The following is a 22,616-nucleotide window of genomic DNA, read 5'->3' on the forward strand; positions in this document are numbered from 1 at the left end:
ATTTGACTGAAACTTCGATTCGTGATGTTATCACAGTTAACATTGTTACCACCGATAACATTTAGCGAGCACGAAAACCCGATGACAAAACCGGCTTACCATCACGGCGACTTACCGTTGCAAGCCCAGGGTCTGGCCCTCGAAACGCTCAGGGCCCAAGGGGATGCCGCCATAAGTCTGCGCGCCCTCGCCAAGCAGCTCGGCGTCAGCGCACCTGCGCTATATCGGCATTTTTCAGATCGCGACACTTTGCTGGCTGAGCTGGCCATCGGTGGGTTTGAGGCACTGACTGACCGCCTGCGCGCCGCAGACCAACAAACCCCGCGCAAAGCGCTGATCGAGATAGGGCTGGTATACGTAAATTTTGCACAGGAAGAACCCAATCTTTACCGCCTGATGTTCGGCGGCCGCGTTCTGCCCATGGGAGTGCATCCACGACTGGATGCTGCCGGCAAGAGTGCATTTAAGGTACTGGAAAACACCGTGGCCCGCGCCCGCCAGCTTGGCTACCTGAAACCCTCGTCCGTTTCGCTAACAACAGCCGCTGCCTGGTCTCTGGTGCACGGGCTGTCGCAGCTCACAATTGATGGCCACTTGCCGGGTGCAAAGGCCGATCCCATGTTGACCGAAGGCGTACTGAGCTTGTTTTTAGACGGCGCCCGGTCTGACCACCAACAGCAGTCCCAACAGGATTTAACCCCATGAACAGCCCCAAACCCAGCACCCTTCGCGTTGGCCGACGTTATCGCGAAAACCGTCTTGACGGCCCCTACGATGCCATTGTCATCGGCTCCGGCATTGGCGGCCTGACTACCGCTGCCTGCATGAGCAAGCTGGGCAAAAAGGTTCTGGTGCTTGAACAGCACTATACCGCCGGTGGATTCACCCACAGCTACGACCGTAACGGCTACGAGTGGGATGTGGGCGTGCACTACATAGGCGATATGGGTGCAGACCACACCCTCGGCAAACGGCTGTTCGACCACATCACTGACGGTCAGTTGAAATGGGCGCCACTGGATGCGCATTACGACCGCATTTTCCTGGGTGATGAACACGTGGACCTGGTTGCAGGCCCCGATGAATTCCGTGCTGAACTGGTCAGAGTGTTCCCGGAAGAAGAAAAGGCCATCGACACCTACCTGGGTTATCTGCGAAAGGTATCCAAGGCCATGCCGGCGCTTGTTCTGGGTAAAGTACTGCCAGATCTGGCCGCCGGACCGCTGAGCATGCTCGCCAAACGCCGGGCTCCGGCGTTTCTCAACAAGCCTACCCGCGAGGTGCTGGAGAGCATTACCAGCAACCAGGAACTGATCGCCGTGCTAACCGGCCAATGGGGCGATAACGGCCTGCCGCCGGCGGAATCCAGCTTTATCATTCACTCACTGATCGCGCGCCATTACCTTCACGGTGGCTACTACCCTATCGGCGGCGCTTCCGAAATGGCAAAAACCATCATCCCGGTGGTTCAGCAAGGTGGCGGTGACGTGTTCACCTACGCCGACGTGACCGGCATTCTGATCGAGAAGGGCAAGGCCGTGGGCGTGCGCATGGCAGACGGCGCGGAGATCCGTTCGCCGCTGGTTATCAGCAACGCAGGCGTGTTCAATACGTTCAACACCTTGCTGCCCAAAGAGGCGCCCCACTGGGACTATTATCAGGGCAAGCTGACGACCGTAAAACGTTCCATGGCCAGCAACTGCCTGTACATCGGCTTGCTGGATACCGCCGAGAATCTGGGCCTGCCGAAAACCAACTACTGGATTTACCCCGGCCCGAACTACGAAAAACAGATTCAGGACTTCATGGACGATCCTGAGGCCAGCGACATTCCGCTGACCTATATTTCATTCCCTTCCGCCAAGGATCCCAGTTTTTCCGAGCGCTACCCTGGCCGCGCCACCATTGAGATAGTGGCACCCGGCCCGTTTGAGTGGTACGAGGAATGGGCTGACAAAACCTGGGGGAAACGCGGTGACGAATACGAGGCCAAAAAAGAGGAATACGCCCAACGCCTACTGAAAAAGCTGTACGAGAAGTTCCCGCACCTGGAAGGGAAGGTGGATTACTACGAATTATCCACCCCACTTTCCACGAACTACTTCTGCCGCTACAGCAAAGGAGAAATCTACGGTCTGGATCACACACCGGACCGCTTCGAGCTGGACTGGCTGAAGCCCAAAACCCGCATTCCCGGCCTGTATCTCACCGGCCAGGACATCATGACCTGCGGCATTGTAGGGGCCATGCTCGGCGGCCTGCTGACCACCGTGGCCGTGAGTGGCTTCAAGGGACTGCCGCTTGCGAAGAAGATGTTTGTGGGCTAGAAAACCGAGCAGGCCTTCCGGTCATTGAGTCGGTACAACAAGGCGTAGGATTAATCAGGGGAATGAGTTGGCCCGTGCTGTTTCCGGAACAGAAGCAGCAAAGGCACCGCTAACAGCGTCATCCACGCCATAAGTTGAAAATCGTTGAGGTAACCTATGGCAGCCGCTTGCCGGCTAAGCTCACCATTGAGAATGGCTAGTGCCTGATCCGTTGAACCCAAACCTCCCTGCTCCAGCATCCTCTGCACGGGTTCACGGAAAGGCGTGAGCTGCTCCCCCATAACCGCATGATTGATCTGGGTGCTGCGCGCCGCGAGGGCGACCATCACTGAGATGCCAATGCTGCTGCCTATATTTCTCATCAGGCTGAACATAGACGTGCCATCGGTGCGGTAACGGACCGCGATTGTGGAGAAGGTAATGGTGCTCAGGGGCACGAACACAAGGCCAAGACCGGCGCCCTGAATCAGGCCAGTCTGAACCAGAGCCCAAGGGCTGATATTCAGATTAAACTCCGCCATCTGGAACAGCGACAGTGACACCAACATAAAGCCGGTACCGATCAGAAAACGAACGTCCACCACGTTCACCAGACGCCCGACAACAAGCATGGCAACCATGCTACCTATGCCTCTGGGGGCCAAAACCTCACCGGTAGTGATCACCGAAAAGCCCATCAAACTCTGAAGAAAGGGCGGCAACAGCGCGAGAGTCGCCAGCAGCACCACGCCAACAATAAAAATAAACACCAAACCTAAAGCCAAGTTGCGGTCCTTGAATAAACCCGGCTCCAGAAAGGGCGCCTTTGCGGTCATCATGTGTGCCACAAACATATACAGACACACCCCAGCGACCAACGATTCAATAATGATTTCCGTTGAAGAAAACCAGTCCAGGCCTTGTCCCCGATCCAGCATTAACTGCAAGGAACCGATAGCCAAGGCAAGCAGCCCAAAGCCAAACAGGTCAAAACGCCGCGACACCTTCTCGGTTTCTTCCACAAACATAAGAATGCCAATCAGCGCGAGGACGCCGAACGGCAGGTTGATCAGAAACACCCACCGCCAGTTGTAATACTCCGTCAGGTAGCCGCCCAGGGTGGGACCAAGGATCGGGCCAACCATAACGCCCACACCCCACATGGCCATGGCAGAGCCATGCTTTTCTTTCGGATACGTGTCCAGCAGAACCGACTGGGACAATGGCACTAGCCCCGCGCCAAACACGCCTTGTAACAGGCGGAACAACACTATCCCTTCCAGAGACGTCGCAATGCCGCAAAGCATCGACGTTAAGGTAAACCCAACTACCGCCGTTACAAACAGTTTTTTTCGACCCATTCGAGCCGCCAGAAAGCCGGTCATGGGTGTCATGATCGCTGCGGCCACAATATAGGACGTCAGTACCCAGGCAATCTGCTCCGAGGTGGCTGACATACTGCCTTGCATATTAGGCAAGGCCACATTGGCAATGGTGGTATCGACTGCCTGCATGATTGTCGCAAGCATGATTGAAACGGTAATCAGCCCTCGATGAGCAACACCGGTGCCGGTGGCCTGTTCACTCACTCAGAATCCCCGGCGGGTTCTGAAGTCGTGAAAAAAACGCCCTGGAGCCAGGACGTAAGAGGTTGTATAAAAGCAGGGCCGCGATTCTGATGACCAATATCAATCGAGACGGCAACGCTCATACCCGAGAGCAAACTCGGCCCGTCGATCGTATTTTCCAGTTCGATCCGCACAGGAATACGTTGTACAACCTTCACCCAGTTGCCCGTCGCGTTTTGGGCGGGCAAAATCGAAAACTCGGAGCCAGCTGCGCCGGCAATACTGCCCACGTGACCTTCCCAGACATCGTCAGGGTAGGCATCCACTTTAATTTCGACGTTCTGGCCCGGCTGAATATGGGTCAGTTGGGTCTCTTTCAAGTTGGCGTCTACCCAAACATTCTTAACGGATACCAGGCTCATGGCGGCGCGGCTCGGGCTGGCATATTGCCCTTCCACCGGTATTTGGGAGGCAATCCCGTCAAAGCGCGCTGCCACCCGAGTGTCTTCACGGTTCATCTGCGCTGCATCCAGAGCTGACTGCGCTTTCCGGTACAGCGGATGTTTCTCCACAGCAATATCGGGATCGCCACCAAGGCCTGCTTTGATGCGCTCAAGGCCCGTGCGAACCTGCTGAACCTGCTCCTCGGCAAGCTCCATTTTGTGGCGGTAGCTATCCAGTATTGAGTCGGACACGGCGCGTTTTTTTGCCAGTTCACCTTGTCGTTCGTATTCACGCGCGGCAAATGCCTGATTGCTCTTGGCTGCCGACAGCTCTTGTTGCTTCTCTCGGTAACTGGCTTTCATCGTTTCAATCTGGGTTTTCACCTCTGCCCGCTCAGATCGGGCGGTATCAAGGGCAATCCGATAGCGCTCAGGGTCTATCTCAAAAAGCGGATCGCCAGCTTTCACTTTCTGGTTTTCTTTAACGGCAACATTCACAACGGTGCCGGAGACCTCAGGAACCACAGACACCACATCCGCACGTACATAGGCATTCTCGGTTTCCACATAACGACCGCCCAGAAGATACACAACGGCGGCGATAAGAATGATAATCAGCGGCACCACTGTTAGCAGCAGGAATCGGCCACTGACCACACCGGATTGGCTGTCGGGTAAGCGTTTCGTTGTATCGCGCATAGTGTTCTGGTTCCTGAAAATACGACGCATTAAAGGCTCATCAGGTTTTCATGAGCTGGAGCATTATAAGCATGCTCATATTCGGAGTGAACAGCGAACTTGAAAAATACTGCTACGCTTAGGGTCCGGGTAGTAAAAATGCTGACCGGCGATTTCAGGTTTATCACGTCAAGGAGAAGCGTAAATGAACGTTCATTCTGGCTTTACCTTTCGCCCCGGTTTTGTTGTACGGCTCATCTCTACAGTGTCTGGAACAGCTCTGGCACTAATTATCTCTTCTTCTGCCCTGGCCGCAGACGCACCGTCTGAAGTGAAGACAGCCGCAGTCCACGCAGGCCTTGCAGCCAAAGCAGACAATGTTAAAGGTGTGCAAACGCATTTGCATCACGCACTGAATTGCCTTGTCGGACCAGATGGCGACGGCTTTGACAGTAACGAATTGAACCCATGTGGCGACATGGGCAAAGGCGCCATTCCCGACACCAAAGATGACATGATGAAGGGACAGTTGAAAAAGGCGGTTGCCAAAGTAAACAGCGGGCTGGATACGGATGACTACGATGAGGCGAAATCGGCTGCTATGAGCACCCAGAAAATGCTCGAAGCGCAGTCCATGTAATTTTAAAAGCAGTCGGTATAAAAAAGGGCCACGGCAAACGTGGCCCTTTTTCTTTGCTAGCCAGGTTGGCTGGCACTTCTGTTCGCTAACCCATATTCTTGCGCACGAACTTCTGAACCTCGCCCACAATGCCGCTACGAAACGCGAGCACCGTAATAACAAAAATACCCCCCAGAATGGGATCTACCCAGTCTCGGAGTGGTCCCTGACCCAGTTGGTACTCTATGTTTACTACCAGGGTGGCGCCTAACACCGGGCCGAGCAACGTACCCATGCCCCCTATAAGCGTCATCAGGATAACTTCACCCGACATGTGCCAGTGCGCATCGTTCAGAGACGCCAATTCAAACACGACCGATTTCATTGACCCCGCCAGGCCTGCAAGAGCAGCAGACATCACGAACGCCAGTATCTTGTACCGATCTACCTTGTAGCCCAAAGAGATCGCGCGAGGCTCGTTCTGTTTGATGGCCTTCAACACATGACCGTAGGGACTGCTGACAATACGTTGAACCAACAGGTAACAACCGAGGAAGACCGTCAGCACGACGTAATACAAGTTCAGGTTATCCTCAAGGTTGATCAACCCGAACAGCTCGCCTCTGGGTACGCCATGCATACCATCTTCACCGCCGGTAAAGGATGCCTGAACGAAGAAGAAAAAGACCAACTGAGCCAGGGCGAGGGTCACCATGGCAAAGTAGATACCTTGCCGGCGAATGGAAAGCAGAGCGAAGCCCAGCCCAAGCACAGTCGCCATCAGTGTGCCCGCGATTACACCCATCTCCGTTGTGAGTCCGCTAAAATTACTGAGCAAATAACCTGTGGTGTATCCACCTGTTGCCAAAAAAGCCGCATGGCCGAAAGACAACAGGCCGGTAAACCCGAACAGCAGGTTAAAGGCCACTGCAAACAGCGCGAAACACAGGATTTTCATCAAAAATACGGGATACATGACAAACGGTGCCAGCAACAACAGCACCAGCAATACGCCGTTCAGAATCCACTTCCTGCGACTGTCGATTTTCTGCTGTTTGAGAATCGTTTGCTGGATGTCCGACTGAATATCGATCTGACTCATGATTATGCCTCCTTGCCGAACAGACCATTGGGTCGGATCATCAGCACGATCACCATGACCAGAAAGATCACAGCAGACGATGCGGGTGGGTAGAAGGTTTTGGTAAGGCCCTCAACAACGCCCATGAGAATACCGGTGATAATGGCGCCACCGATGGAGCCCAGCCCCCCGATAACCACAACGGCAAAAACAACAATAAGAATGTGCGAGCCCATGACCGGGGTTACCGAATAGATGGGCGCGGCCAGCACACCCGCAAACGCGGCCAGCATAACCCCGAAGCCGTAGGTGAGGCTGACCAGCAAAGGCACGTTGATACCAAAGCCCTGCATCAATTGGGAGTCTTCTGTACCGGCTCGCAAGTATGCACCCAGCTTGGTTTTCTCAATCATGAACCAGGTAACGAAACACAGAAGAAGCGCGGCCACAATAACCCAGGCCCGATAAAAAGGCAGGAACATGAACCCAAGGTTTACGCCGCCTTTGAAGACATCCGGTATGGAATAACGAAGGCCAGACACACCGTAAATATTGGTAAGAATACCCTGCATAATCAGCGCAACACCGAAGGTCAGAAGCAGGCTGTAAATATGATCCTGCCCGGCAATGCGGCGAAGAAGAAAATATTCAACAAGCACCCCGACGATGCCAACCAGTACCGGTGCCAGAAAAAGGGCCACCCAGTAGTTCACACCAAGATTATCAAACAGGATAACCGTTGCCATGGCACCCAGCATGTACATGGCACCGTGGGCAAAATTGATAATTTTAAGAAGGCCGAAAATAACCGCCAGCCCCAGGCTCAGCAGCGCGTAAAACGCACCGTTGATAACCCCGATCAAAAGCTGGCCGTAAAGCACCGCCATGGGCACGCCGAATATCATGGACATGTTGCTAACTCCAAAAGCAGCACAGACGTTGGATCCGTTTTTAAATTTTTGTCGTTTTTGAGCTCTCCGGACAGCGCCGGAGAGCTCGTTTACCTACGTCTTATTTGCCAGTGACCAGCTTGCAGTCGCTTTCGGCGAGCGGACGGAAAGCTTCATCAGCTGGTATGGTGCTGATGATTTTGTACAGATCCCACTCACCCGTGGACTCTTCAGGCGTTTTCACCTCCGCCAGATACATGTCGTGCACCATACGGCCATCTTCACGAATGCGGCCATTCTTGGCGAACATGTCGTTGATAGGCGTATCCATCATCTGCTTACGCACGGTTTGCGCATCATCTGAGCCTGTTGCTTTAATGGCGTTCAGATACTGCAGTGTGCTGGAGTAGATACCGGCATGAACCATGGTTGGCCTTGCGCCGGTTTCTTCCATGAAACGGTCAGACCAGGCACGGGTCTCGTCGTTCATATCCCAGTACCAGCCTGTAGTCAGCTGAAGGCCCTGGGCAACTTCGGTTCCCAGCGCGTGCACATCACTCAGGAAAACCACGAGGCCCGCAATGGTCTGGCCAGACTGGGTTACACCAAATTCAGCGGCTGTGGTAATCGCGTTAGTGGTATCTGCACCCGCGTTTGCCAAGGCGATAACGTCAGCACCAGAAGCCTGTGCCTGCAAAATGAACGAGGAGAAGTCCGGTGTCGGGAACGGATGGCGAATGCTGCCTATGATTTCACCGCCATTGGCCTCCACAACACGGGTCACGTCCTTTTCCATTGCGTGGCCAAAGGCATAGTCGGCAGTCAGGATATACCAGGTCTTGCCGCCTTCCTTAACGATCGCAGTGGGTGTGCCGATAGATAATGCGTAGGTGTCATAAGCATAGTGAATGTGGTTCGGAGTGCAGTACTCGTTGGTGATACTGGACGCCGCAGAACCGTTAACCAGACCCAGCTTATCGGCCTCTTCCAAAACCTTGGTTGCGGCGATGGTTACAGAGGAGGCAACAAGGCCCGCCACCATATCGACCTTGTCGTTTTCTACCCAGCGACGCACGGTGCTTGAGGCTACGTCCGGGCTGTTACGATCGTCGGCGGTTACGATTTCAATTTTTGCGCCGTCAACCTTGCCGCCAAAATCCTTGACGGCCATTTCCAGGGCCGTTAGGCCGTTAGGGCCGGCCAGATCACGATAGGTGCCGGACATGTCCGCCAGATAGCCAATTTTAACGACATTGTCGCTGATTTCCGCTTGGGCACCACCCACCATCAAGGCGGATGCAACGGCTGAGGTCAGAAGCTTTTTCATCATTGTCATTATTATAATCTCCGCGACTGTTTTGCGTTGGTTCGGTTTTTGTTGCTATTTTTTTCTTTTCACACGTACATATCCGGGCTCAGACACCCAAATAACCATTCAGCACTGACTGCTTTGCGTGCAGTTCGCTGGCGCTGACTTCTTCCACAATCCGGCCATGCTCAACCACATAATGGCGATCAGCCAATGGCGCCGCAAAGTGGAAATTCTGCTCGACCAGAATAATGGTCAGGCCTTTCTTTTTGAGAGCCAAAAGAACCTCGCCAAGCTTCTCCACAATGACGGGAGCCAGGCCCTCGGTGATTTCATCCAGCAAAAGCATGTTGGCGCCGGTGCGAAGAATGCGCGCCAGAGCAAGCATTTGCTGCTCTCCCCCTGAGAGCTTGGTGCCCTGAAAAAAGCGGCGCTCATACAGATTGGGGAACATCGTGTAGATTTCTTCCAGGCTCATACCCCCGCTGCGCACCACAGGCGGCAACACGAGGTTTTCCTGAACGCTGAGTGACGAAAAAATGCCCCGATGCTCGGGGCAATATCCAACACCCAGCCTCGCAATGTTGTGCGGGGCGCAAGACATGGTCTCCTCCCCGTTGATCATGATGGAGCCGGTACGCCGCCCCACCATGTTCATAATTGCCTTGAGGGTGGTACTTCGCCCGGCGCCATTTCGGCCGAGCAGTGTGACCAGCTCACCCCGGTTAACGACCATTTCAATGCCGTGCAAGATATGGGACTCACCATAAAATGCATGCAGCCCGGAAATACGCAACTGCTCGTAATCCTTTGTGCCGTTTGCACTCATTGGGCAGCCTCCACTTCGGCGTCGGTTCCCCGCTCGCCGCTAGACCCAGCTCCCATATAGACCTCGCGCACGCGAGGATCGGCGGAAACGGTTTCATAGTCGCCTTCTGTGAGCACTGCTCCCTGGGCCAACACGGTTATGCGATCACACAGCTTGGAAACCACGCCAAGATTGTGCTCAACCATCAGAACGGTCCGGCCTTGAGCCGCTTTGCGCACCAGCTCCACAACGCGATCAACGTCTTCGGTGCCCATGCCCTGGGTTGGTTCGTCGAGCAACAGTATTTCCGGCTCCATAGCCAACGTGGTTGCCAACTCAAGCGCCCGTTTGCGGCCGTATGCCAACTCAACGGTTGTGGTGTTGGCAAACTCGGTCAGGCCCACAGACTCCAGAAGCTCCATGGAGCGCGCGTTCAGCCGGTTCAAAGACGCACCGGATTTCCAGAAGCTGAAAGAGTTGCCCTCGAAGCTTTGCAACGCCACACGAATGTTTTCCAGCGCGGTCATGTGCGGAAATACTGCGGAAATCTGAAACGAGCGAACCATGCCTTTGCGGGCGATGGCAGCCGATTTCAGGGGCGTTATGTCTTCGCCCTTCAAGAGAATCTGTCCGCGGGTTGGAATGAGGAATTTGGTGAGCAGATTGAACACGGTTGTCTTACCTGCACCATTTGGGCCGATCAGAGCGTGTATATGGCCTTTCTGAATCTTCAGATTCACGTCGTCGACCGCTACAAAGCCTTTGAACTCTTTGACAAGGTTCTGGGTCTCCAGCACGTACTGGTCACTCATGGGCCAATCTACCTTTTGTTTTTGTTGTGCATGTTACTTGCCTACAGATTAGATTGACGTTTACGTAGACGTCAATCTAATTCTCGTTTTTTCGGTGGTATCGAATACGTCATCGTGGAATGAGCAACGGGCTCCTCGTCACCTTCAGAATAGACAAACACCTCCCCCACTCCCATGGAGCGCCCCACTTTAATCATAGTCGCCCTCGCCCAGAGTGGCGTATGGGCTGCAGGCTTGCGCAGAAAGTTAATGTTCAGGTTCGTGGTTACCGCCAGCGGCACCAACCCAATTCGACTGAGCAATGCGGCGTAGAGCGCCAAGTCGGCCAGGCCCATCATAACGGGGCCGGACACAGTTCCACCTGGCCTGAGGTGACCGTTGTCAACATCCAGACTCATCTCCGCCCAGCCATCCCCAAGTTTTCTCAGGCTGCCATAGGCCGCCCCCTGGGGAAACTGCTCGTGGAGAAAGCTGTCGAGTTCCTCAAACGTCACCATCATGAAACAGGCTCGCCCTGGGCTCGATCACGCAGCACGAAGCGCTGAATTTTGCCGCTTGGGGTTTTCGGCAGTTCGTGCACAAATTCAATTTCACGGGGATACGCATGAGTCGACAGGCGCCGGCGAACCAGATCCTGCAGCTCATCTCGTAGTGACTGATCATCCGCAGGCTGCTGATCTCCTTTGATCACCACGTAGGCCTTTATGATAGAACCACGCTTCTCGTCGGGCTTCGCAACCACGCCCGACTCGGCAACCGCTGCATGCTCCAGCAACGTGCTCTCCACATCGGCAGGACCAACCCGGTAACCGGCCGTAGTAATGATGTCATCGTCACGACCGCTGAATGAGAAACTGCCGTCACCGTGACAGAGTGCCATGTCACCGGTGAGATAATAGCCATTTACAAACGGGTCTTTTTCGCCCCAGGTGTAGCCGTCAAAGTGAAACAACGGTGACGCCTTGACGTCCACAGAAATTTGCCCCACTTCGCCCTCGCCCACTTCTTCATTTTTTTCGTTCAGGGCAACCACTCTATGGCCCGGGGAAGAATAGCCCATTGAACCCGGGCGTTGCGGGTGCTCAAGCGCCAGAAAGTTACAACAGGTCATACCCGTCTCGGTCTGGCCATAGTGATCCGTAACCGGACAGTAGTGGCGATTCTTGATCCAGTTCACCACTTCCGGATTCAAGGGCTCGCCGGCACTGCTGGCAACTCGCAGCCCGAGGTTCTCACCTTCGGGAAGAACATGATCATTGGCTTTCAGCAAGCGATAGGCGGTAGGCGCGGCGGCGAGGTTCGTAATCTTGTACTTGCGGATCATGTCGTAGGTGGATTCGGGGGTAAACGCGCCCGGATTGAAGTGGGTAGCGTGCCCCATCAACAACGGCCCGACAACGGCGTAATAAAGGCCATAGGCCCAGCCCGGATCCGCAACGTTCCAGAACACATCATCATCCCGCAGATCAATGGCGTACTTCATGTATACATAGAAGGCCATCAACGCACGGGCCGGCACAGCCACGCCTTTGGATTTGCCCACGGTTCCGGATGTGAACATCTGCAAGAAGGGGTCGTTGCCCGTGATCATGACTGGCGCAAAATCAGGCTTCTGGTCCGCGAGAACGTGCTGAAAATCCGGAACATTCGCGCCGGCTTTCTCTGCGTTAATACGGCTGGCATCTATGCACAGCACCGGCGAACAGTTCTTCACCTCTGTAAGCTTGGGGTAGTTTGTCGGATCGGTAACCACCAGCTTTGTGCCCGCACGCTCAAGGCGGTATTCAATGGCGCCGGAACCAAATGCCGTGAACAGGGGTTGGTAAACCGCGCCCGCGCGCAATGTGCCCGCAATAACCACCAGCAACTCGGGGCCCCTTGGCAACATGGCCGCAACCCGATCACCTTTGCCGATTCCTTGAGAGGTCAGATAATTCGCAAAACGAGCGGACTTGTCTTTCAGTTCAGCAAAGGTGAGCACACCATCGCCACCGTCATCTCTTTCGTAATAAAGTGCGACTCGTTTTGGATCCGTCGCCCACTTATCACAAATTTCATGACAGACGTTCAGCCCACCATCCAGACTTCCATCCAGAATCTCCGCTTCCAGAGCGGCAGGATCGAAGTTGCTATAGACGTCGGCGTAATTCTGAAGACCCATTATCAACTCCTGCAATTTTTATCATTGAATGCATGGATGAAGATTTAGCACAGCCTTCACTTTACGTAAAGGTAAACTTTAGGCGAACGGCCAACCGAACGACTCCTCGAACACCGGCTCAAAATGCCGAGCACCACTACCCGGAAGGCAGGGCGCTATTGCTCAAAATATGGCGCAGTCCGTCGCAGTCCACCAACGAGTCCTCGCAATTCAAAACAATATCGGACCGAGCGATCACGTAAGCTTTTCCGGTTATGTTGTTTTTCACCACCTGATACTCGCCCTCTTGCTCTATGGCAGAAATTTCGCCAACGAAACTTGTCTTCCGAAGCGACACGGTTTCAAGCTTGTCGCCGGCGCCAACAAGACCTTCATATTGCATCAAAGCCAGCCGCGCCGATGTGCCTGTGCCCGTGGTGCTCCGGCAAATGACACCGGGATGAACATAGGTGGCCGAGCGGGAGCGATAATAACCCTCAGCCACAGGATCAACAGGGCCCATAAAGTGCAAAAACGGCAGAGGCCCTACGTCACCTAAAGCATAGTGGGAAAAGCTCTTTTCTGCCTGAATTGCCTCAACAATGGATTGCGCCGCGCTCGCAAGTTTGCGCTCCTCGTCGAGCGTCAGGCTGAAGCCCAGAGATTCCGCATCCACCAACGCATAGAACCCGCCACTGTAAGCCACGCTGTATGTGACCGTGCCGAGCGATGGCACTTCAATGCTGGCGCGATGAGTATGGATGTAGCTTGGCAGGCCTTCGCAGGTGATCGCCTCAACCACTCCGTTTTCAACCCGCGCTTCAATGCGTACCAGGCCTGCCGGAGATTCCAGAAGAAAGCTCTGTTTGCCCTCTTTCTTGGGCACTATTCCGGCTTCAAGCACCGCCGTCGCCGTACAGATCGTGTTAGAACCGGAGTATATCGGATAACCCATCACCTCCATGATGATGTACCCGGCCACCGCACGGGGATCGGATGGCGGCACCAGCAAATCCACGGACATCTCAGGAATACCGTAAGGTTCCTCAAGCAGCAGCGTTCTGAGACCGTCGGCGTCATCCCGCAAATACTCCATTTGGGCGCGCACGCTGCTCCCCGGTAAGGGGTTGATCCCCCCGGTCACTATGCGGCTGACGTCGCCTCCTGCGTGGGTGTCGACAAGCTGAATCGTCAGTTCCTGCTTCATGCCTTGCTCTCCCGTGACCATTGTTTGCCGTGCTCTTCCCAACGCGAATCCGGAACAATGACAATTTTGCCGAGATAATGGCTGTCACGATTCATAAAATAGTGCTCCGCCTGATGCAATTCGGAAAGCCGAAAAGCGCCATGAAGCACCGGCTTGAGCTGCCCATTACGAATCCACTCAACAAGCTGCTCTGCCTCCTCCCGGGTGCCATGGGAAACCCCGAAGATCTGCACCTGGTAAAGATAAATTCTTGTCCAGAGAATCTCACTGATGTTTCCACCACTGGCACCGGCAATACTCAAACGTGGACAGGTTTCACGGGCGTCCATGTCAAAAATCATGGCGTCGATGAAGCGATCTGTCATATCGCCGCCCACCAAATCCATAACCGCATCAAAGGGTTTGCCACCGGTTGCCGCCTTTACGCGGTCTACGAAGCTATCCATGTCGGATCGATCAATAACGGACTCCGCCCCCAACTCCTTGAGCGCGGCAGTTTTATCCGACGTACTCAAGGCATAAGGGATAGCGCCCAAAATCCGGCAGAGCTGGATAAGAGCCGTACCAACACCGCCGCTGGCACCCGTCACCAGAACCCGTTCTTCGGCTTTGACGTGCGCGGACGTGAGCATGTGCATGGCGGTCTGGTAAGAGCACATGCCCATTGCGGCAAGCTCGGCATCTGTCAGTGTCTCATTTGCTACCGCGTGGAACTGATCTGACGGAACGGCGACGTATTCCGCATAGCCGCCATCTGCGCCATGGCCGAAATAGTCCGGAGTCAGGTTGATATCGCGGCGGTTAGTCCCGTAGATGTTGAAATCCAGCAGGCCGCGCTCGCCAATACGCCGGCTATCAACACCATCACCTACCGCCACAACACGGCCGGCAATATCAGCGCCCTGAATACGGGGAAAAATCAGCGTGGGCTTGCCACCCATCTGAAACGAGGTGGTTTCGCCCTTTTTGGTGGGGTACAGCCCTTCCCTGGCTTTACGGTCGGTATTGTTCTTGGCGGTAGCGGTTACCTGGACCAGAACCTCACCCTGCGCGGGCGACGGCGTGGGCATCTCTTTATATTCAAGCTTGTCCAGATCGCCATAGCCCGTGAGGACCATGGCCTTCATCGTATTCGGAATCATAAATTTACAACCCTCCGTTCCTGCTGAAATGTGATGTCACCCTTAGCTTAGGTAACATTCCCACAGGTGTCAGGGAGTATTACGCGAATCCATTACCGCGCAGGCACCGAGCTAACGGGCAATCACTTTGTATATCGGTCGCAGTTTGGGAATCTGTTTCAGCACAACCTGGATAATGGTCATCAGCGGCACCGCCAGCAAAACACCCACCGGGCCCCAGAGCCACCCCCAGAAAAAGATGGAAACAAAAATAACCACCGGATTAATCGCCATGCGGAAACCGTGTATCCACGGCTCTATGAAGAAGCCCACCATGGTGGTGAGCGCCAGGTAACCGGCCGGCGCGATGGCCATCATCCACAGCGTATCGAGACTTACCGCTGAGACAATGGCAAGCAACACAATGGTAAGAATAACGCCAAGATAGGGTATGAAGCGTGCGAGCCCGGCCACCAGGCCCCACACTGCCGGGTCTGGCAGCCCAACAGCCCAGGCCATGAGCCCGGTCGCCACACCAACAGAGGTATTGCTGATACCCAGAACCCCAAGGTACTGGGCTATCTGATGCTGAGAATCCCGGGTAATACGCAACACCGTTCTACGGTGACTTCTGGGTAACTGTCGAACAAAGTTAAGCACCAACCTGTCGCCGCTCACGAGCAAAAAGTATGTGAGCGCCATGGCGAGTGCAAGGCCCGCAATGCCGTCACGGGCTTTGCTCATAAGCTGCGCACGCCAGGATTCAGTTTGCAGAACGACGGTTGTTGGCTCGGGTGCCGTTTTTTTACCGCCGCTCTCCGAGAATTTATTCACCGAATCTTCTACCTTCTGAGCCGACTCAGTAACCTTACTGATCTGGCGCTTCAGCTCACTTTCCCCAACCAGCAAACGGGAAATACCCTCGGGCGCCTTCCCTGCCCATTCCAGCGCCGGCGTAGCAACGGCCAGGGAAACCCCGGCGATAGCGGCTAGCACCAGCAATACCAGAATAAGTGAACTGATCACTCTGGGAATACGCAACCCGGTGCACATGCGCGAAGCTAACGGGCCGAGCAGCAAGCTTGTCAGTAGTGCCAGCACCATGGGCAAAATGATTTCATGCGCAAGGTAAAGAGTGTAAAGCACACCGAGAGTAAAGAGACCATAAATAGGTGTGGAAAGATCGGCCAGACTCGTGCCGGGTTTGGGCGCGTGTTGATCATTCAAATGTTGTTCGTCTTCCATAGAAAATCCGTACGTCTCAAGTGTGCAGGCTTCACAGTGTAACGTCTGGCAAGATACTACCGCATTACAGAACGACTTGTGCCGGGAGGGAGGCCCGCTCACTTGCCTTAACCCGTGAAATCTGACCCTGCCTGCGCAATTCGCTAGAAATACACCCGCCTATCGCCGTAGACTTGTGCGCAGATACTTAGCGCGACGGTTTTTATTGCCATGACTAAAGACTCATCTTGCTCCGAGCTTCTGCTCGACAACCAGCTCTGCTTTGCCCTTCATTCCACCTCTTTGATGATGACGAAAACCTACAAACCACTGCTGAAAGCACTGAACCTGACCTATCCCCAGTACCTGGCCATGTTGGTGCTCTGGGAGGAAGATGGCATCACCGTTAGCCACATAAGCAAACGCCTGCTGACGGACCCGGGCTCACTCTCGCCTCTGCTTAAACGGCTTGAGGCCGACGGGCTGTTGACGCGAAAACGCAGCACAGACGATGAGCGGGTGGTTGAGCTTCATCTTACTGACAAAGGGCGAGAACTGCAGGATCAGGCCCAGACTGTTCCCGGCTGCATCATCAATTCCAGCGGTCAGTCCTGGCCTGACCTGATAGAGCTGAAACGTCAACTACTAAAGCTGCGCGAAAACCTGAAAGCGTCGATCTAGCCAAAATTTTCAATGGAGCCGTTACTGCATTACACCTATTTATATTGCGCGCTAACATTTTGTGCGTTAAGTTATTACTAACGGTGCGTAGATGTTTAGCGCGCTGAGTGCCGGCAGTTCGGCTGCTAGCAAATAAACCGAACCTGAGGAGTTTATATTATGGCTGTTAAAGAAATTCTGTACCGTGCCTCGGCTGAAGCAACGGGCGGACGTGATGGGCGCGCTATTTCCTCTGACGGCGTGCTGGACGTTGAGCTGACCACGCCAACGGCAATGGGCGGCGCGGGCGGCAAGGGCACCAACCCGGAGCAACTTTTCGCCGCTGGCTACTCTGCGTGCTTTATCGGAGCGATGAAGTTTGTGGCAGGCCGTGACAAACTGCCCATTCCCGACGATGCATCGATCGAAGGTGAAGTCGGTATCGGCCAGATTCCCGGCGGGTTTGGCATTGAGGTGGAATTGAAAATCTCATTGCCCGGGATGGACGACTCTCAAGCCGATACGCTGATCAACGAGGCCCACAAAGTGTGCCCGTACTCCAACGCCACCCGCGGCAACATTGACGTCACATTGACTCGCGTATAACCGAGTAGTGCATTGCCCGTGGCGCAAACGAAAAGCAGCGGATTCTCTCCGCTGCTTTTTTATGCCGCGCCAAAATGGAGCAGGCGGGGCGTTCGCGTTTGCCTGCCGCGTCGAACTCGGCCGTGGTGGGGATAGGTGGTGGAGCCGGGGGCTTCCTACCGTCCGTTTACTTTAAGACTGGCTTTGGGTGTCAGCCATTACAGGTTTTTTGCACTTTTCCCTGGAAACGTTGCCGGATCTGATCATTTTCTGACTCACTGACAAACACCCGCTCGCCCTGATCGTTCAGATTATAGAACGTAGAAATACTCTCCATATGCTTGAGACGAGCACGAAGCTTACGGCACTGTGCTTCATGCTTGGCAGCCTGCTTCGCCGCTTTCATATTTGCCGCCTGTTCTTTCTCTCGCTGCTGCTGCCTCTGCTCCAGAAAACTCTCTATATTCTGACGACGCTCATCAACAGATGTATCGCTGTGTGCGGGGGCTACGGTTACACTAATCTCCTGATGGGCCACTTTTTCCGGTGGCTGGTCGCCGAAGTGGGTATTGCCTTGCTCATCGACCCAGCGGTATACGCCGGCCTGGGTGATGGTGGGGGTCAGAAGTACCAGAATGAGTAACATCCGTGTGGACACTGGGGATTTCCTTGGTGGTGAATTGGCGGCCTGCAACGCGGAAATTCCGGGCAGTTCTGGTTTTCTTTCTCATCCGACGATTTTTGGATCAAGCCATCGTCGCTTCATTCAGATTCGGCACGCTGTACTGCATTTGGTCTTCCAATGAACTCCACGGGAAGTTACGAATTTTTTCCATGTGGGCGGGGTAGCCCTCTTTCTCCCACCACTCCAAATCCAACGTCGCCCATTAGTCAGAGGGGCGCTCGCGTTTTCCGGCGGCGTCGAACTCGGCTGTTGTCGGGTCCAGATGGCGGTAGGGTTCGAGAGCTGGGATATCCGGCAGGGGCTGGGTCACGTCCATATAGCGCTGCAGTTCATCCCAGTGGGCGTAAAGTTCCACTTTTAGTGTGCTGTGCACCTCGGCAACCGCCGTTTGCCACCCGCTGTACCGGTGACGAAGCTGTAGCTTGTAACTGACCGGCCCTTTTGGCTGGACGTGGTAGGAAATGTACGGGTCGAACTCGATAAACGGGGCCTCGAAGGTTTCTTCGCGCCAGGTACGGAATTTGACCATGCCGGTGGGGCGGAAGAAACCGCAGCCTAGGTCTTTGATAATAAAGTCTAGGTTGCGTTCTAGGAGCCAGGTGAACGGGTAGCGAAAAAATAAGTGGAGCGCTGCGATCGCTGCCATTGGCCATGTTCCATACTGCAGCGCCATAAAAAAGCCCTCTTTAAACACGCCCACAAGAAAAGTTCCAAAACCACAAGCCATAAAAAAGCCGAAAGTAAAATAATCTGCAAATGCACCAGCGACCATAAGCAGCAGTTGCCAACGGGTTTTTATTAGATCTTTAGGGCTGACGCGATGCGTCCAAGATGGACCCGCCAGTTTTCTGGGGCCTTCACCAACTGCGCGCTCCTTAAATGTTTCTGCGGAGCTCGGGCTCAGGCTGATGTTCAACCCCGAGTAAGCCGCCCATGACAACCGCTCAATAAGGTCACCACCCTCCAGCGCTTTAATAGCGCCCCCCGGATCTTCCAGAGGCTTCTGACGCGGGATATCCGTCGAGCGATAAGCCGAGCTCGAATATTCGCTAATTGTTTCTGACTGACTAGCGTTACCACTCAACGTCCAGGTCCTCCATTTTATGTTCGACTTTCTGTGACTCATAGCTTTGCGTGTCGCGCTTCCAGACATCGACGGTGAAAGTCAGAGAAAGACTTTTGACTTTGTAGCGGGTTTCCACGAGCTCATTAAAACCCTGGGGCATCATCTCCGCTAACTGTGACCGGCCGATCATGAAGTCGATAGCATGACGCTTGTCGTCGAAATTTTCTTGAATTCCCCTAAGCAGGGTTCCCGACTTTGCAGCGATAAACTCTTTTCGCAACTCCCCTGCGGGGTTCCGTCCGAACACGCGATAACGCGCCTGCCGCCAGGAAAGCTCCAGTTTAGTTACCGAAGGCTCACCTGTGATCGCCAGCGCTGGGCTGGCGAATGTGAGAACGCTCTCGGCTTCATCCTTCCAGCTCTTTAGACCGCGACTATCGAGCCACTTCATCATGTCATTGTCTGAGATACGCTTGAACGACACTGGCGTCATCGCTTTAATCAATGCAATGTAGGCTTCCGATTCGGAGTTAAGCTTCGCTGTTTGTTCGTCCTGATCGCCAGAGAATGGACCTGCCCGTAGCCACTCGCTGACCGCATCGTCCATCATTCGGTAATAGGCCGCTTCACCGATGACGTAAATTGCAAACCCAATGGCGGTGACCCAGCCTGACGCCACGGTGCCTGTCCAGTGAGCAGCGGCAGGGATCAGGCGAGCCAACGCCGATTGTGCAGCCTGAACCGATGTGCGCTGGAGCGCACGTTCGCTGGCAGGAGTAAAAATACGGGCCGCAATAATGTCGGCGTTAGTCATGGCAGCTACACCGCCCGCCTTAATAATCTGCGCTGATCCGGCACCAAAACGACCATTGGCAAAGGAGACAACTGAATCGTTGACCATTAGCGCCGTGGTGAACATTCCAGCGACCCAACCAAAAGCCTGCAACTGATTTCTGACAACTGCCCTTCCAACGTCATTTTTCGAGCCGACTCCCTTAGCCAGACGCGAAAACCAGTCAGCCTTCTTCTGTCCCTTAGCAAGCCATTCAGGCTGCTTGGGCAACAATGATGCCAGATGCGCAGAACTAATGCCCAAGTCGGCAAAGGCACTCAACGCACCTAAAACACTGCGTGGATCTCTGAGCTGGAATGCGCTTGAGGCATTCGTGAAGTTCCAAAAGTCAAAAACCACCAACATAGTCGGCAACCCACCCGGTCTGACCGTCGCCTGATGCATCAGGTTTTTGACCGTCTGGTGTTTCACCACCCCATTAAACGCATCAGCATCAGCCACCCTCAGCCCGGACGCAATTGCCGCTCCCGACGTCAGCGTATTGCCCTGCTGATCCAGCACGTCGAGCACAATGTAAACCCGCGAGTCGCTGGCCTCCTCGAACTGAACGGTGGTCTTTCCGGGAACGGCGGTCTGGGCGAAGCCTTCGAAGGCGCCTTTGATGCGGTTGATGTCGGCGGTGACCGCTTTGCCGCGTTTTGTTAGTTCGGCCTGAACGGTGGTGAGCCACCACTGGGAGAGTTCACCAGCCACGCTGGAAAAGGCATGGGCGCCAATCCGGGTGGCGCCCATCAGGGCAGTGGCGTCCGGTGCTTTCTGGCTGCCCTGGTGATCCGCGATCGCGCGCAGGATGTTGGGCTCGAGAGTGCGCATGGTCTGGCTGCGGTCTTCCAGTGCTACAGCCATGGACTTCAGATTGGGCAGAGTCGCATCGCCAATCTGGCGCGCATCTGAGCTGTTTTGGAACGGCAATAGCATTGCACCCAGGGGATGCTCGCCTTTGGCAATCGCCAATGCCATTGCGGCCGCTTCGTCATCATCGTTTGCATCCGTGTCCTGCGGCAGTACTAATGGATCAGCGCGATGCGCGGGCAGCGAGAGCACCTGCAGCAGCGGCCCGGCCTGGAGGTATCCGGCGACCGCGTTGCCCGATTCCAGCGCAAACAGATCCCGCAAGGTGGCCGTCAGGTTTTCCGGGCGGTCGTCTTTCAGCAGGCGCACCAGGGCGGCCTGGGCCTCTTTCAGGAAGTCCCGGAGAACGGCGCGTTCTACATCGTACAGTGTGCGTTGGAGTCGCCCGTCTTCACTGTCGTCGATCCGGTTATCAAACCAGCCACCGTCAATGTAGAGAGGATTCGCTGAACCATTGGGTAAGGTTTCACGGCGGAAGTTGTTATGGAACAGTTCTGCGGTGACACCAAACGGGCGTTTTTTCACGTTATCGACCAGCGCCAGCATGAGCGCCAATGCCGCGTTCATTTGCTGAGCCAGATGGCGTGCGGCCTGCAGAGAATCTCTGAGGTGTAACGTGACCAGGTGCCGGCCCCGGAGTGTGTTTAAAACATCTGTGCCTGCATTGATCGCCGGCAATGCCTCGCCTTGCAAATGGAGCTGGCGCCAACGCGGATAAAGCGACGGTGTCTCAATGAAGTAGTCAGCGTCAACGACACGTTCATCTGCTTCAATCGCATCGCGCTGCGCAACAAGCGCGTCTTGCGCCTGCTGCGATTTTGCACCGTCGACATCGTGTAGCCAGTGGCCAGGGAGCGCGGCATCACTTTCTATCGCACTGTCTCTGGCGCGCATAGCTGGCATTTCATCAAGATGTTTCCAGCCGCCACGCAGGCTCGGCTGACCCCCAAGAAATGCCCGGATCGCCTTGGCTGAGCGGCAGCGTGCTGTCACGTAGTCAGTATTCAGCTCAAGCGCGCTGATGTATTCCCACGACCACTGCGTTTCGCTGAACGCGAGGTAAACACTGCTATAAACATCCGTACCGTTCAGGCGAGCAGGTATGTGGATAACGTCTAACTCAGGTCCCGTTGCTGTGCGATCATTGCAAGCCTCGACGGATGCCGTGCGGGCTTGTGCGACAGCCGTGTCTCGTAGAACAGGCGCCGCGCTCTCACTTGTCACAACTGCGAGCTCTCGCCAGAGCCGACCCCTGAAAAACACATAGATCCAGCCGGTTCGGAGCGGTGCGCCAATGACTTCTTCATAGCCACTCATGGGGCGCGGATGCGTCAGTTCTCCCGAGTCACAGAACAGAGTCGGGTGAACCGACACCATGAGATTGTCCTGATAGTTTCGCTGAGGCGCTTTCAGCACATGGGGGCCAATAGATTCTTCGTCAATAATAGGGACGTTTATTGTCTCATCCCCTTTTAACTGAAGAACCAGGGAGCGTTTTTTTGGTTGCTCAACGTGGCCCGCAAAAATCGGCCCCTTACGGCCTTGGTGCTTTTCGCAAATCTCGAAGGGCGTGACGACCTCACGGCCGTCTTCGCCGATTTCGCTCAGAACGTATTCATGGCCGGCAAGTGACTGCTGCCCCGTCAGTTCCAGCCAGAACGTTTTAGAGGGAGCGCAGGAAGGTGCTTTAACCGCTGACATGCTATGAA

The 22,616-nt window shown here is 54.7% G+C and carries 20 protein-coding genes; 5 read left to right on the plus strand and 15 right to left on the minus strand.

Annotated elements, in window-relative coordinates:
- Window positions 1–81 precede the first annotated feature (81 nt).
- Together ENI00_RS10440 and ENI00_RS10445 are read left to right on the plus strand one after the other, a co-directional pair.
- Entirely contained in the window at window positions 82–705 is a 624-nt protein-coding gene (locus tag ENI00_RS10440) for a TetR/AcrR family transcriptional regulator (protein WP_304101778.1), read from the plus strand.
- Entirely contained in the window at window positions 702–2,327 is a 1,626-nt protein-coding gene (locus tag ENI00_RS10445; protein ID WP_304101780.1) for a phytoene desaturase family protein, read from the plus strand. Before ENI00_RS10440 ends, ENI00_RS10445 begins: the two co-directional genes overlap by 4 nt.
- 50 nt (window positions 2,328–2,377) lie before the next feature.
- On the opposite strand, the gene ENI00_RS10450 is transcribed toward ENI00_RS10445, so the two are convergent.
- Window positions 2,378–3,835 carry a DHA2 family efflux MFS transporter permease subunit gene (locus ENI00_RS10450; RefSeq protein WP_414674245.1) on the minus strand — a complete coding sequence of 486 codons (1,458 nt, stop codon included), beginning with the start codon at window positions 3,833–3,835 and terminating at the stop codon, window positions 2,378–2,380.
- Between the two features lie 56 nt (window positions 3,836–3,891).
- The gene (locus ENI00_RS10455) at window positions 3,892–5,016 is read right to left on the minus strand and encodes an HlyD family secretion protein (protein WP_304101784.1); all 1,125 of its coding nucleotides are present in this window, start codon (window positions 5,014–5,016) and stop codon (window positions 3,892–3,894) included.
- Window positions 5,017–5,200: 184 nt separating this feature from the next.
- Here ENI00_RS10455 and ENI00_RS10460 point away from each other — a divergent pair, with 184 nt between their 5' ends.
- Complete coding sequence (locus ENI00_RS10460; protein ID WP_304101785.1) at window positions 5,201–5,635, plus strand: hypothetical protein; 435 nt, start codon at window positions 5,201–5,203, stop codon at window positions 5,633–5,635.
- Between the two features lie 85 nt (window positions 5,636–5,720).
- Here the strand turns inward: ENI00_RS10460 and ENI00_RS10465 are convergent, their stop codons facing one another.
- The 10 genes from ENI00_RS10465 to ENI00_RS10510 all read right to left on the minus strand — a co-directional run bounded on the left by ENI00_RS10465 (window position 5,721) and on the right by ENI00_RS10510 (window position 16,227).
- Window positions 5,721–6,716, minus strand: coding sequence for a branched-chain amino acid ABC transporter permease (locus ENI00_RS10465; protein ID WP_304101786.1), 996 nt, complete (start codon window positions 6,714–6,716; stop codon window positions 5,721–5,723).
- A gap of 2 nt (window positions 6,717–6,718) precedes the next feature.
- Window positions 6,719–7,606, minus strand: a complete 888-nt coding sequence (locus ENI00_RS10470) for a branched-chain amino acid ABC transporter permease (protein WP_304101788.1) — start codon at window positions 7,604–7,606, stop codon at window positions 6,719–6,721.
- A 100-nt stretch (window positions 7,607–7,706) separates the two neighbouring features.
- Window positions 7,707–8,921, minus strand: a complete 1,215-nt coding sequence (locus tag ENI00_RS10475; protein ID WP_304101790.1) for an ABC transporter substrate-binding protein — start codon at window positions 8,919–8,921, stop codon at window positions 7,707–7,709.
- A gap of 79 nt (window positions 8,922–9,000) precedes the next feature.
- Window positions 9,001–9,723, minus strand: a complete 723-nt coding sequence (locus ENI00_RS10480) for an ABC transporter ATP-binding protein (RefSeq protein WP_304101792.1) — start codon at window positions 9,721–9,723, stop codon at window positions 9,001–9,003.
- The gene (locus ENI00_RS10485; RefSeq protein WP_304101794.1) at window positions 9,720–10,514 is read right to left on the minus strand and encodes an ABC transporter ATP-binding protein; all 795 of its coding nucleotides are present in this window, start codon (window positions 10,512–10,514) and stop codon (window positions 9,720–9,722) included. Before ENI00_RS10485 ends, ENI00_RS10480 begins: the two co-directional genes overlap by 4 nt.
- A gap of 71 nt (window positions 10,515–10,585) precedes the next feature.
- Window positions 10,586–11,014, minus strand: a complete 429-nt coding sequence (locus ENI00_RS10490; RefSeq protein ID WP_304101796.1) for a PaaI family thioesterase — start codon at window positions 11,012–11,014, stop codon at window positions 10,586–10,588.
- The gene (locus ENI00_RS10495; protein ID WP_304101798.1) at window positions 11,011–12,675 is read right to left on the minus strand and encodes an AMP-binding protein; all 1,665 of its coding nucleotides are present in this window, start codon (window positions 12,673–12,675) and stop codon (window positions 11,011–11,013) included. The genes ENI00_RS10490 and ENI00_RS10495 overlap by 4 nt, the downstream gene beginning before the upstream one ends.
- Before the next feature lie 136 nt (window positions 12,676–12,811).
- Entirely contained in the window at window positions 12,812–13,861 is a 1,050-nt protein-coding gene (locus tag ENI00_RS10500) for a proline racemase family protein (RefSeq protein WP_304101800.1), read from the minus strand.
- Complete coding sequence (locus ENI00_RS10505; protein ID WP_304101802.1) at window positions 13,858–15,003, minus strand: zinc-binding dehydrogenase; 1,146 nt, start codon at window positions 15,001–15,003, stop codon at window positions 13,858–13,860. Before ENI00_RS10505 ends, ENI00_RS10500 begins: the two co-directional genes overlap by 4 nt.
- A gap of 111 nt (window positions 15,004–15,114) precedes the next feature.
- Window positions 15,115–16,227, minus strand: a complete 1,113-nt coding sequence (locus ENI00_RS10510) for an AI-2E family transporter (protein WP_304101804.1) — start codon at window positions 16,225–16,227, stop codon at window positions 15,115–15,117.
- A 210-nt stretch (window positions 16,228–16,437) separates the two neighbouring features.
- Here ENI00_RS10510 and ENI00_RS10515 point away from each other — a divergent pair, with 210 nt between their 5' ends.
- Window positions 16,438–16,887: a MarR family winged helix-turn-helix transcriptional regulator gene (locus ENI00_RS10515; RefSeq protein ID WP_304101805.1), complete on the plus strand. Its 450-nt coding sequence runs from the start codon at window positions 16,438–16,440 to the stop codon at window positions 16,885–16,887.
- Window positions 16,888–17,046: 159 nt separating this feature from the next.
- Window positions 17,047–17,472: an organic hydroperoxide resistance protein gene (locus tag ENI00_RS10520; RefSeq protein WP_304101806.1), complete on the plus strand. Its 426-nt coding sequence runs from the start codon at window positions 17,047–17,049 to the stop codon at window positions 17,470–17,472.
- 190 nt (window positions 17,473–17,662) lie between these two features.
- Here the strand turns inward: ENI00_RS10520 and ENI00_RS10525 are convergent, their stop codons facing one another.
- The 3 genes from ENI00_RS10525 to ENI00_RS10535 all read right to left on the minus strand — a co-directional run bounded on the left by ENI00_RS10525 (window position 17,663) and on the right by ENI00_RS10535 (window position 22,608).
- Complete coding sequence (locus tag ENI00_RS10525; RefSeq protein ID WP_304101808.1) at window positions 17,663–18,109, minus strand: DUF4124 domain-containing protein; 447 nt, start codon at window positions 18,107–18,109, stop codon at window positions 17,663–17,665.
- A 229-nt stretch (window positions 18,110–18,338) separates the two neighbouring features.
- Window positions 18,339–19,220, minus strand: a complete 882-nt coding sequence (locus tag ENI00_RS10530) for a hypothetical protein (protein WP_304101810.1) — start codon at window positions 19,218–19,220, stop codon at window positions 18,339–18,341.
- A complete protein-coding gene (locus ENI00_RS10535) occupies window positions 19,210–22,608 on the minus strand; it encodes a hypothetical protein (protein WP_304101811.1) in 3,399 nt (1,132 codons plus the stop codon). Before ENI00_RS10535 ends, ENI00_RS10530 begins: the two co-directional genes overlap by 11 nt.
- Between the last annotated feature and the right edge of the window lie 8 nt (window positions 22,609–22,616).

It is taken from the genome of Marinobacter antarcticus, from assembly GCF_011049865.1.
Lineage (GTDB): Bacteria > Pseudomonadota > Gammaproteobacteria > Pseudomonadales > Oleiphilaceae > Marinobacter > Marinobacter antarcticus_A.